The sequence below is a fragment of the Staphylococcus sp. FSL W8-0056 genome (genome assembly GCF_037963075.1).
Lineage (GTDB): Bacteria > Bacillota > Bacilli > Staphylococcales > Staphylococcaceae > Staphylococcus > Staphylococcus aureus.
On the sequence record NZ_CP150142.1, the window covers coordinates 2,506,049 to 2,518,669 of the forward strand.

At 35.4% G+C, this 12,621-nt stretch carries 8 protein-coding genes and 2 tRNA genes; all 10 read left to right on the top strand.

Annotated elements, in window-relative coordinates; all coding sequences use genetic code 11:
* Window positions 1–30 precede the first annotated feature (30 nt).
* The 10 genes from dnaB to adsA all read left to right on the top strand — a co-directional run bounded on the left by dnaB (window position 31) and on the right by adsA (window position 12,585).
* A complete protein-coding gene (gene dnaB / locus NSS86_RS12660; protein WP_000375647.1) occupies window positions 31–1,431 on the top strand; it encodes a replicative DNA helicase in 1,401 nt (466 codons plus the stop codon).
* A 277-nt stretch (window positions 1,432–1,708) separates the two neighbouring features.
* Window positions 1,709–2,992: an adenylosuccinate synthase gene (locus tag NSS86_RS12665; protein ID WP_000095328.1), complete on the top strand. Its 1,284-nt coding sequence runs from the start codon at window positions 1,709–1,711 to the stop codon at window positions 2,990–2,992.
* A 428-nt stretch (window positions 2,993–3,420) separates the two neighbouring features.
* Window positions 3,421–3,495: transfer RNA gene (locus NSS86_RS12670), tRNA-Glu, on the top strand.
* Between the two features lie 7 nt (window positions 3,496–3,502).
* Window positions 3,503–3,575, top strand: a tRNA-Asp gene (locus tag NSS86_RS12675).
* 619 nt (window positions 3,576–4,194) lie between these two features.
* Window positions 4,195–4,896 carry a response regulator YycF gene (gene yycF / locus NSS86_RS12680; protein WP_000101976.1) on the top strand — a complete coding sequence of 234 codons (702 nt, stop codon included), beginning with the start codon at window positions 4,195–4,197 and terminating at the stop codon, window positions 4,894–4,896.
* Between the two features lie 12 nt (window positions 4,897–4,908).
* A complete protein-coding gene (gene walK, locus NSS86_RS12685; RefSeq protein ID WP_000871603.1) occupies window positions 4,909–6,735 on the top strand; it encodes a cell wall metabolism sensor histidine kinase WalK in 1,827 nt (608 codons plus the stop codon).
* Window positions 6,728–8,062, top strand: coding sequence for a two-component system activity regulator YycH (gene yycH, locus NSS86_RS12690; RefSeq protein ID WP_001060140.1), 1,335 nt, complete (start codon window positions 6,728–6,730; stop codon window positions 8,060–8,062). Before walK ends, yycH begins: the two co-directional genes overlap by 8 nt.
* Window positions 8,063–8,851 (top strand): two-component system regulatory protein YycI, encoded by a 789-nt coding sequence (gene yycI / locus NSS86_RS12695; protein WP_001104165.1) that lies wholly within the window; start codon window positions 8,063–8,065, stop codon window positions 8,849–8,851.
* Window positions 8,852–9,239: 388 nt separating this feature from the next.
* The gene (locus NSS86_RS12700; protein WP_000088649.1) at window positions 9,240–10,040 is read left to right on the top strand and encodes an MBL fold metallo-hydrolase; all 801 of its coding nucleotides are present in this window, start codon (window positions 9,240–9,242) and stop codon (window positions 10,038–10,040) included.
* 226 nt (window positions 10,041–10,266) lie between these two features.
* Window positions 10,267–12,585 carry an LPXTG-anchored adenosine synthase AdsA gene (adsA, locus tag NSS86_RS12705; RefSeq protein ID WP_000645786.1) on the top strand — a complete coding sequence of 773 codons (2,319 nt, stop codon included), beginning with the start codon at window positions 10,267–10,269 and terminating at the stop codon, window positions 12,583–12,585.
* Window positions 12,586–12,621 lie beyond the last annotated feature (36 nt).

The following is a 12,621-nucleotide window of genomic DNA, read 5'->3' on the forward strand; positions in this document are numbered from 1 at the left end:
GTTGGATTGAAATAAGAGGTGTAACCATTCATGGATAGAATGTATGAGCAAAATCAAATGCCACATAACAATGAAGCTGAACAGTCTGTCTTAGGTTCAATTATTATAGATCCAGAATTGATTAATACTACTCAGGAAGTTTTGCTTCCTGAGTCGTTTTATAGGGGTGCCCATCAACATATTTTCCGTGCAATGATGCACTTAAATGAAGATAATAAAGAAATTGATGTTGTAACATTGATGGATCAATTATCGACGGAAGGTACGTTGAATGAAGCGGGTGGCCCGCAATATCTTGCAGAGTTATCTACAAATGTACCAACGACGCGAAATGTTCAGTATTATACTGATATCGTTTCTAAGCATGCATTAAAACGTAGATTGATTCAAACTGCAGATAGTATTGCCAATGATGGATATAATGATGAACTTGAACTAGATGCGATTTTAAGTGATGCAGAACGTCGAATTTTAGAGCTATCATCTTCTCGTGAAAGCGATGGCTTTAAAGACATTCGAGACGTCTTAGGACAAGTGTATGAAACAGCTGAAGAGCTTGATCAAAATAGTGGTCAAACACCAGGTATACCTACAGGATATCGAGATTTAGACCAAATGACAGCAGGGTTCAACCGAAATGATTTAATTATCCTTGCAGCGCGTCCATCTGTAGGTAAGACTGCGTTCGCACTTAATATTGCACAAAAAGTTGCAACGCATGAAGATATGTATACAGTTGGTATTTTCTCACTAGAGATGGGTGCTGATCAGTTAGCCACACGTATGATTTGTAGTTCTGGTAATGTTGACTCAAACCGCTTAAGAACGGGTACTATGACTGAGGAAGATTGGAGTCGTTTTACTATAGCGGTAGGTAAATTATCACGTACGAAGATTTTTATTGATGATACACCGGGTATTCGAATTAATGATTTACGTTCTAAATGTCGTCGATTAAAGCAAGAACATGGCTTAGACATGATTGTGATTGACTACTTACAGTTGATTCAAGGTAGTGGTTCACGTGCGTCCGATAACAGACAACAGGAAGTTTCTGAAATCTCTCGTACATTAAAAGCATTAGCCCGTGAATTAGAATGTCCAGTTATCGCATTAAGTCAGTTATCTCGTGGTGTTGAACAACGACAAGATAAACGTCCAATGATGAGTGATATTCGTGAATCTGGTTCGATTGAGCAAGATGCCGATATCGTTGCATTCTTATACCGTGATGATTACTATAACCGTGGCGGCGATGAAGATGATGACGATGATGGTGGTTTCGAGCCACAAACGAATGATGAAAACGGTGAAATTGAAATTATCATTGCTAAGCAACGTAACGGTCCAACAGGCACAGTTAAGTTACACTTTATGAAACAATATAATAAATTTACCGATATCGATTATGCACATGCAGATATGATGTAAAAAAGTTTTTCCGTACAATAATCATTAAGATGATAAAATTGTACGGTTTTTATTTTGTTCTGAACGGGTTGATATATGTTAAGTTTGTGTATTGAAAGTGATAAATTAGTACTGTCAACGCCTCTGTTAAAGGGTTTTTAGGACGTTGAAGACGATTTGTTAAAATGATTTTTCTTTTAAAAAGGCCGAAAATCAATGTTCGATTTTTATTTGCATTATGGTCTCGATATTGGTAGAATATCAAATGGTTAAATGAGAAAAACTTGGAGGTGCTCACATGTCATCAATCGTAGTAGTTGGGACACAATGGGGAGACGAAGGAAAAGGAAAAATAACGGATTTCTTGGCAGAACAGTCAGATGTTATCGCGCGTTTTTCAGGTGGTAATAATGCAGGCCATACCATTCAATTTGGCGGAGAAACATATAAATTACATTTAGTACCATCTGGTATCTTTTACAAAGACAAATTAGCGGTAATCGGTAACGGTGTCGTTGTTGATCCAGTTGCACTATTGAAAGAATTAGACGGATTAAATGAACGTGGCATTCCTACAAGTAATTTACGTATATCTAATCGTGCGCAAGTGATTTTACCATATCACTTAGCACAAGATGAATATGAAGAACGTTTACGCGGTGACAATAAGATTGGTACAACTAAAAAAGGTATCGGTCCAGCATATGTAGACAAAGTTCAACGTATCGGTATTCGTATGGCAGATTTACTTGAAAAAGAAACATTCGAAAGATTATTAAAATCAAACATTGAATATAAACAAGCATATTTCAAAGGTATGTTTAACGAAACATGTCCATCATTTGATGATATCTTTGAAGAATACTATGCTGCAGGTCAACGTTTAAAAGAATTTGTAACAGACACATCAAAAATCTTAGACGATGCATTTGTAGCAGATGAAAAGGTACTTTTCGAAGGTGCGCAAGGTGTAATGTTAGATATCGACCATGGTACATATCCATTCGTTACATCAAGTAATCCAATTGCAGGTAACGTTACTGTTGGTACAGGTGTAGGTCCTACATTCGTTTCGAAGGTAATTGGTGTATGTAAAGCTTATACATCACGTGTTGGTGATGGTCCATTCCCTACTGAATTATTCGATGAAGATGGACATCATATTAGAGAAGTTGGTCGTGAATACGGTACAACAACAGGACGTCCACGTCGTGTAGGTTGGTTTGACTCAGTTGTATTACGTCACTCTCGTCGTGTAAGTGGTATTACAGATTTATCTATTAACTCAATCGATGTTTTAACAGGCCTAGACACAGTGAAAATCTGTACAGCTTATGAATTAGACGGTAAAGAAATTACTGAGTACCCAGCAAACTTAGATCAATTAAAACGTTGTAAACCAATCTTTGAAGAGTTACCAGGTTGGACAGAAGACGTAACAAGTGTGCGTACTTTAGAAGAATTACCTGAAAATGCACGTAAATATTTAGAGCGTATTTCAGAATTATGTAATGTACAAATTTCTATCTTCTCAGTTGGTCCAGATAGAGAACAAACAAACCTATTAAAAGAATTGTGGTAGAACTTTATATAAGTCATACGCAATGATTATAAATACATGAGCCTTCTATCTTTATTGGTAGGAGGCTTTTGCTTTGTTTGCTTCTGTATCGATTCGATTATTTAGATAAAAATTACTAACGTAAAGGTGATATTTGCTAGTCATAATTTAAAAGATTAGATGATATTTAACAAAATTAAGAAGAAATACTTGAATTTAATAAGTCTGATGTCGAAAATAGCTATTAAAATAGAGTAGACGTAAGTGTAAATGAAAGTACCTAAAATAGAAAAATTTCAAAAATAGCGTAATTATTATAATAAATAGACTGCCAATAAAATGCAATTTTTCACTTATAACATTCTTCAAAAAATAATAGCAAAATTATGTAAAAAATATCTTGTCATGGCAAGATTGGCTGTGCTATAATCTATCTTGTGCTTAAGAACGGCTCCTTGGTCAAGCGGTTAAGACACCGCCCTTTCACGGCGGTAACACGGGTTCGAGTCCCGTAGGAGTCACCATTTTTTAGGTCTCGTAGTGTAGCGGTTAACACGCCTGCCTGTCACGCAGGAGATCGCGGGTTCGATTCCCGTCGAGACCGTACAAATGCCTATCCAAGAGGATAGGCATTTTTTTGCGTTTAATATTATATTAATAAAAGATATATGGACGAATGATAATCATATTGATTTATCTGTTCGTCCATTTTCTTTATAATGTATGAACCTCAAGTAACTTAGTGGTTGGATATGAAAGATAAACGTAGACAATAAAATCTTTATTAGACGTACAAACATATGCTACTGTCAACATATTTCTTCGTTGTGATATGCCACCAATCCTCCATAACATCAATTGTTAAAGTAACGAATAACGAATAATGATATTTATTTTCTGAGCAATGACGTGCAACTAGAAGTTGCCATTACCCTAATTTTATTATTGGAATAGAGACCTCATCATTGTGTTAAATATCATTATCATAATCCGCCGTGAGAAACTAATAAAAAATATTAATATATAAGTTTATATTGGAAAATAGAATTAATAGCTTATAAATGGTAAATTATATAATAGGTTACTATACGTTATAAGACGGAAAATGCGCACAATAACAAAAATAGTAAGCGACATCCTGTGATTTTTTACACAAACATAAACGATAAAGAACAAAAAATGATAAAATAATATTAATGATTTAAGAAAAGAGGTTTATGCAAATGGCTAGAAAAGTTGTTGTAGTTGATGATGAAAAACCGATTGCTGATATTTTAGAATTTAACTTAAAAAAAGAAGGATACGATGTGTACTGTGCATACGATGGTAATGATGCAGTCGACTTAATTTATGAAGAAGAACCAGACATCGTATTACTAGATATCATGTTACCTGGTCGTGATGGTATGGAAGTATGTCGTGAAGTGCGCAAAAAATACGAAATGCCAATAATAATGCTTACTGCTAAAGATTCAGAAATTGATAAAGTGCTTGGTTTAGAACTAGGTGCAGATGACTATGTAACGAAACCGTTTAGTACGCGTGAATTAATCGCACGTGTGAAAGCGAACTTACGTCGTCATTACTCACAACCAGCACAAGACACTGGAAATGTAACGAATGAAATCACAATTAAAGATATTGTGATTTATCCAGACGCATATTCTATTAAAAAACGTGGCGAAGATATTGAATTAACACATCGTGAATTTGAATTGTTCCATTATTTATCAAAACATATGGGACAAGTAATGACACGTGAACATTTATTACAAACAGTATGGGGCTATGATTACTTTGGCGATGTACGTACGGTCGATGTAACGATTCGTCGTTTACGTGAAAAGATTGAAGATGATCCGTCACATCCTGAATATATTGTGACGCGTAGAGGCGTTGGATATTTCCTCCAACAACATGAGTAGAGGTCGAAACGAATGAAGTGGCTAAAACAACTACAATCCCTTCATACTAAACTTGTAATTGTTTATGTATTACTGATTATCATTGGTATGCAAATTATCGGGCTGTATTTTACAAATAATCTTGAAAAAGAGCTGCTTGATAATTTTAAGAAGAATATTACGCAGTACGCTAAACAATTAGAAATTAGTATTGAAAAAGTATATGACGAAAAGGGCTCCGTAAATGCACAAAAAGATATTCAAAATTTATTAAGTGAGTATGCCAACCGTCAAGAAATTGGAGAAATTCGTTTTATAGATAAAGACCAAATTATTATTGCGACGACGAAGCAGTCTAACCGTAGTCTAATCAATCAAAAAGCGAATGATAGTTCTGTCCAAAAAGCACTATCACTAGGACAATCAAACGATCATTTAATTTTAAAAGATTATGGCGGTGGTAAGGACCGTGTCTGGGTATATAATATCCCAGTTAAAGTCGATAAAAAGGTAATTGGTAATATTTATATCGAATCAAAAATTAATGACGTTTATAACCAATTAAATAATATAAATCAAATATTCATTGTTGGTACAGCTATTTCATTATTAATCACAGTCATCCTAGGATTCTTTATAGCGCGAACGATTACCAAACCAATCACCGATATGCGTAACCAGACGGTCGAAATGTCCAGAGGTAACTATACGCAACGTGTGAAGATTTATGGTAATGATGAAATTGGCGAATTAGCTTTAGCATTTAATAACTTGTCTAAACGTGTACAAGAAGCGCAGGCTAATACTGAAAGTGAGAAACGTAGACTGGACTCAGTTATCACCCATATGAGTGATGGTATTATTGCAACAGACCGCCGTGGACGTATTCGTATCGTCAATGATATGGCACTCAAGATGCTTGGTATGGCGAAAGAAGACATCATCGGATATTACATGTTAAGTGTATTAAGTCTTGAAGATGAATTTAAACTTGAAGAAATTCAAGAGAATAATGATAGTTTTTTATTAGATTTAAATGAAGAAGAAGGTCTAATCGCACGTGTTAACTTTAGTACGATTGTGCAGGAAACAGGATTTGTAACTGGTTATATCGCTGTGTTACATGACGTTACTGAACAACAACAAGTTGAATGTGAGCGTCGTGAATTTGTTGCCAATGTATCACATGAGTTACGTACACCTTTAACTTCTATGAATAGTTACATTGAAGCACTTGAAGAAGGTGCATGGAAAGATGAGGAACTTGCGCCACAATTTTTATCTGTTACCCGTGAAGAAACAGAACGAATGATTCGACTGGTCAATGACTTGCTACAGTTATCTAAAATGGATAATGAGTCTGATCAAATCAACAAAGAAATTATCGACTTTAACATGTTCATTAATAAAATTATTAATCGACATGAAATGTCTGCGAAAGACACAACATTTATTCGAGATATTCCGAAAAAGACGATTTTCACAGAATTTGATCCTGATAAAATGACGCAAGTATTCGATAATGTCATTACAAATGCGATGAAATATTCTAGAGGCGATAAACGTGTCGAGTTCCACGTGAAACAAAATCCACTTTATAATCGAATGACGATTCGTATTAAAGATAATGGCATCGGTATTCCTATCAATAAAGTCGATAAGATATTCGACCGATTCTATCGTGTAGATAAGGCACGTACGCGTAAAATGGGTGGTACTGGATTAGGACTAGCCATTTCGAAAGAGATTGTGGAAGCGCACAATGGTCGTATTTGGGCAAACAGTGTAGAAGGTCAAGGTACATCTATCTTTATCACACTTCCATGTGAAGTCATTGAAGACGGTGATTGGGATGAATAATAAGGAACATATTAAATCTGTCATTTTAGCGCTACTCGTCTTGATGAGTGTCGTATTGACATATATGGTATGGAACTTTTCTCCTGATATTGCAAATGTCGACAATACAGATAGTAAGAAGAGTGAAACGAAACCTTTAACGACACCTATGACAGCCAAAATGGATACAACTATTACGCCATTTCAGATTATTCATTCGAAAAATGATCATCCAGAAGGTACGATTGCGACGGTATCTAATGTGAATAAACTGACGAAACCTTTGAAAAATAAAGAAGTGAAGTCCGTGGAACATGTTCGTCGTGATCATAACTTGATGATTCCGGATTTAAGCAGTGATTTTACATTATTCGATTTTACGTATGATTTACCGTTATCAACATATCTTGGCCAAGTACTGAACATGAATGCGAAAGTACCAAATCATTTCAATTTCAATCGTTTAGTCATAGATCATGATGCTGATGATAATATCGTGCTTTATGCTATAAGTAAAGACCGCCACGATTACGTAAAATTAACAACTACAACGAAAAATGATCATTTTTTAGATGCATTAGCAGCAGTGAAAAAAGATATGCAACCATACACAGATATCATCACAAACAAAGATACAATTGATCGTACGACGCATGTTTTTGCACCAAGTAAACCTGAAAAGTTAAAAACATATCGCATGGTATTTAACACGATTAGTGTTGAGAAAATGAATGCTATACTATTTGACGATTCAACCATCGTTCGTAGTTCAAAGAGTGGTGTTACAACCTACAACAATAATACAGGTGTCGCAAACTATAACGATAAAAATGAAAAATATCATTATAAAAACCTGTCCGAAGATGAAGCAAGTTCCAGCAAAATGGAAGAAACGATTCCAGGAACCTTTGATTTTATTAATGGTCATGGTGGTTTCTTAAACGAAGACTTCAGATTGTTTAGTACGAATAATCAGTCAGGCGAGTTAACATATCAACGTTTCCTTAACGGTTATCCAACGTTTAATAAAGAAGGCTCTAATCAAATTCAAGTCACTTGGGGTGAAAAAGGCGTCTTTGATTATCGTCGTTCGTTATTGCGCACCGACGTTGTGTTAAATAGTGAGGATAATAAAACGTTGCCGAAATTAGAGTCTGTACGTTCAAGCTTAGCGAACAATAGTGATATTAATTTTGAAAAAGTAACAAACATCGCTATCGGTTACGAAATGCAGGATAACTCAGATCATAATCACATTGAAGTGCAGATTAACAGTGAACTCGTACCGCGTTGGTATGTAGAATATGATGGTGAATGGTATGTTTATAACGATGGGAGGCTTGAATAAATGAACTGGAAACTGACAAAGACACTTTTCATTTTCGTGTTTATTCTTGTCAACATCGTGTTAGTATCGATTTATGTTAATAAAGTCAATCGCTCACACATTAATGAAGTTGAGAGTAACAATGAAGTTAATTTTCAGCAAGAAGAAATTAAAGTACCGGCTAGTATATTGAATAAATCAGTTAAAGGTATAAAATTAGAGCAAATTACAGGGCGATCAAAAGACTTTAGTTCTAAAGCTAAGGGCGATTCGGATTTGACCACATCAGATGGTGGAAAATTATTGAATGCGAACATTAGTCAATCGGTAAAGGTCAGTGACAATAACTTAAAAGATTTGAAAGATTATGTTAACAAACGTGTGTTCAAAGGTTCAGAATATCAATTAAGTGAAATTAATTCTGGTTCTGTAAAATACGAACAAACGTATGATAATTTCCCGATTTTGAACAATAGTAAAGCGATGTTGAACTTTAATATAGAAGATAACAAAGCGGCTAGTTATAAACAATCAATGATGGATGACATTAAGCCCACAGATGGTGCAGATAAGAAGCATCAAGTTATTGGAGTGAGAAAAGCAATCGAGGCATTATATTATAATCGTTACTTGAAAAAAGGTGATGAAGTCATTAATGCTAGACTCGGTTACTACTCAGTCGTGAACGAAACGAATGTTCAATTGTTACAACCAAACTGGGAAATTAAAGTGAAGCATGACGGTAAGGACAAAACGAATACTTACTATGTCGAAGCGACAAATAATAACCCTAAAATTATTAATCATTAATATGAATCGTAATAAGCTAGTATTGCAAGCTCATCATATGTGAGAAGCGGTGCTAGCTTTTTGCTGGTATGGGTTTTCATGGATGACATTTCTGCGTCTCTAATGTGCGCATTTATTCATATTTTAAGTAGAACCGCATTTTAAAATTAACGTAACTGCTATTTTAAAAACTTTAGTATTTGTCTAATCATTGTTATAATAATTAAGAAATTCATTGCACGTGATTATCAAAATTTAAATATAAGAAACCGGTCGATGAACTAAAGTTACATAATAGGAAAGGTATACAAAACAGCTAATATACTGATAGTTTCTGTAGGGAAAATCGTATATTTGCACTGATGTATATTGCAGTCATATAGAGAGATTGACTGTTTAAAGAGAAAGGATGAGCCGCTTGATACGCATGAGTGTATTAGCAAGTGGTAGTACAGGTAACGCCACTTTTGTAGAAAATGAAAAAGGTAGTCTATTAGTTGATGTTGGTTTGACTGGCAAGAAAATGGAAGAATTGTTTAGTCAAATTGACCGTAATATTCAAGATTTAAATGGTATTTTAGTAACCCATGAACATATTGATCATATTAAAGGATTAGGTGTTTTGGCGCGTAAATATCAATTGCCAATTTATGCGAATGAAAAGACTTGGCAGGCAATTGAAAAGAAAGATAGTCGCATCCCTATGGATCAGAAATTCATTTTTAATCCTTATGAAACAAAATCTATTGCAGGTTTCGATGTTGAATCGTTTAACGTGTCACATGATGCAATAGATCCGCAATTTTATATTTTCCATAATAACTATAAGAAGTTTACGATTTTAACGGATACGGGTTACGTGTCTGATCGTATGAAAGGTATGATACGTGGCAGCGATGCGTTTATTTTTGAGAGTAATCATGACGTCGATATGTTGAGAATGTGTCGTTATCCATGGAAGACGAAACAACGTATTTTAGGCGATATGGGTCATGTATCTAATGAGGATGCGGGTCATGCGATGACAGATGTGATTACAGGTAACACGAAACGTATTTACCTATCGCATTTATCACAAGACAATAACATGAAAGATTTGGCGCGTATGAGTGTTGGCCAAGTATTGAACGAACACGATATTGATACGGAAAAAGAAGTATTGCTATGTGATACGGATAAAGCTATTCCAACGCCAATATATACAATATAAATGAGAGTCACCCTATAAAGTTCGGCACTGCTGTGAGACGACTTTATCGGGTGCTTTTTTATGTTATTGGTGGGAAATGGCTGTTGTTGGAATTAAGGTTCTATTTGAAATGTAAAAAATAATTCGATATTAAATGTAATTTATAAATAATTTACATAAAATCAATCATTTTAATATAAGGATTATGATAATATATTGGTGTATGACAGTTAATGGAGGGAACGAAATGAAAGCTTTATTACTTAAAACAAGTGTATGGCTCGTTTTGCTTTTTAGTGTGATGGGATTATGGCAAGTCTCGAACGCGGCTGAGCAGTATACACCAATCAAAGCACATGTAGTAACAACGATAGACAAAGCAACAACAGATAAGCAACAAGTAACGCCAACAAAGGAAGCGGCTCATCAATTTGGTGAAGAAGCGGCAACCAACGTATCAGCATCAGCACAGGGAACAGCTGATGAAATAAACAATAAAGTAACATCCAACGCATTTTCTAACAAACCATCTACAGCAGTTTCAACAAAAGTAAACGAAACGCACGATGTAGATACACAACAAGCCTCAACACAAAAACCAACTCAATCAGCAACATTCACATTATCAAATGCTAAAACAGCATCACTTTCACCACGAATGTTTGCTGCCAATGTACCACAAACAACAACACATAAAATATTACATACAAATGATATCCATGGCCGACTAGCCGAAGAAAAAGGGCGTGTCATCGGTATGGCTAAATTAAAAACAATAAAAGAACAAGAAAAGCCTGATTTAATGTTAGACGCAGGAGACGCCTTCCAAGGTTTACCACTTTCAAACCAGTCTAAAGGTGAAGAAATGGCTAAAGCAATGAATGCAGTAGGTTATGATGCTATGGCAGTGGGTAACCATGAATTTGACTTTGGATACGATCAGTTGAAAAAGTTAGAGGGTATGTTAGACTTCCCGATGCTAAGTACTAACGTTTACAAAGATGGGAAACGCGCGTTTAAGCCTTCAACAATTGTAACGAAAAATGGTATTCGTTATGGAATTATTGGCGTAACGACACCAGAAACAAAGACGAAAACAAGACCTGAGGGCATTAAAGGTGTTGAATTTAGAGATCCATTACAAAGTGTGACAGCAGAAATGATGCGTATTTATAAAGACGTAGATACATTTGTTGTTATATCACATTTAGGGATTGATCCTTCAACACAAGAAACATGGCGTGGTGATTACTTAGTGAAACAATTAAGTCAAAATCCACAATTGAAGAAACGTATTACAGTCATTGATGGTCATTCACATACCGTACTTCAAAATGGTCAAATTTATAACAATGATGCATTAGCACAAACAGGTACAGCACTTGCGAATATCGGTAAGGTTACATTTAATTACCGCAATGGAGAGGTATCAAATATTAAACCGTCATTGATTAATGTTAAAGACGTTGAAAATGTAACACCGAACAAAGCATTAGCTGAACAAATTAATCAAGCTGATCAAACATTTAGAGCACAAACAGCAGAGGTTATTATTCCAAATAATACCATTGATTTCAAAGGAGAAAGAGATGACGTTAGAACGCGTGAAACAAATTTAGGAAACGCGATTGCAGATGCTATGGAAGCGTATGGCGTTAAGAATTTCTCTAAAAAGACTGACTTTGCCGTGACAAATGGTGGAGGTATTCGTGCCTCTATCGCAAAAGGTAAGGTGACACGCTATGATTTAATCTCAGTATTACCATTTGGAAATACGATTGCGCAAATTGATGTAAAAGGTTCAGACGTCTGGACAGCTTTCGAACATAGTTTAGGTGCACCAACAACACAAAAAGACGGTAAGACAGTATTAACAGCGAATGGCGGTTTACTACATATCTCTGATTCAATTCGTGTTTACTATGATATGAATAAACCGTCTGGCAAACGAATTAACGCTATTCAAATTTTAAATAAAGAGACAGGTAAGTTTGAAAATATTGATTTAAAACGTGTATATCATGTAACGATGAATGACTTCACAGCATCAGGTGGCGACGGATATAGTATGTTCGGTGGCCCTAGAGAAGAAGGTATTTCATTAGATCAAGTACTAGCAAGTTATTTAAAAACAGCTAACATAGCTAAGTATGATACGACAGAACCACAACGTATGTTATTAGGTAAACCAGCAGTAAGTGAACAACCAGCTAAAGGACAACAAGGTAGCAAAGGTAGTGAGTCTGGTAAAGATGTACAACCAATTGGTGACGACAAAGCGATGAATCCAGCGAAACAACCAGCGACAGGTAAAGTTGTATTGTTACCAACGCATAGAGAAACTGTTAGTAGCGGTACAGAAGGTTCTGGTCGCACATTAGAAGGAGCTACTGTATCAAGCAAGAGTGGGAACCAATTGGTTAGAATGTCAGTGCCTAAAGGTAGCGCGCATGAGAAACAGTTACCAAAAACTGGAACTAATCAAAGCTCAAGCCCAGCAGCGATGTTTGTATTAGTAGCAGGTATAGGTTTAATCGCGACTGTACGACGTAGAAAAGCTAGTTAAAATATATTGAAAACAATACTACTGTATTTCTTAAAT

Bases quoted from the DNA above. Each gene is read 5' to 3' on its own strand.
- walK (WP_000871603.1), top strand. From the start codon at position 4,909: ATGAAGTGGCTAAAACAACTACAATCCCTTCATACTAAACTTGTAATT.
- adsA (WP_000645786.1), top strand. From the start codon at position 10,267: ATGAAAGCTTTATTACTTAAAACAAGTGTATGGCTCGTTTTGCTTTTT.
- yycI (WP_001104165.1), top strand. From the start codon at position 8,063: ATGAACTGGAAACTGACAAAGACACTTTTCATTTTCGTGTTTATTCTT.
- yycH (WP_001060140.1), top strand. From the start codon at position 6,728: ATGAATAATAAGGAACATATTAAATCTGTCATTTTAGCGCTACTCGTC.
- NSS86_RS12700 (WP_000088649.1), top strand. From the start codon at position 9,240: ATGAGCCGCTTGATACGCATGAGTGTATTAGCAAGTGGTAGTACAGGT.
- dnaB (WP_000375647.1), top strand. From the start codon at position 31: ATGGATAGAATGTATGAGCAAAATCAAATGCCACATAACAATGAAGCT.
- yycF (WP_000101976.1), top strand. From the start codon at position 4,195: ATGGCTAGAAAAGTTGTTGTAGTTGATGATGAAAAACCGATTGCTGAT.
- NSS86_RS12665 (WP_000095328.1), top strand. From the start codon at position 1,709: ATGTCATCAATCGTAGTAGTTGGGACACAATGGGGAGACGAAGGAAAA.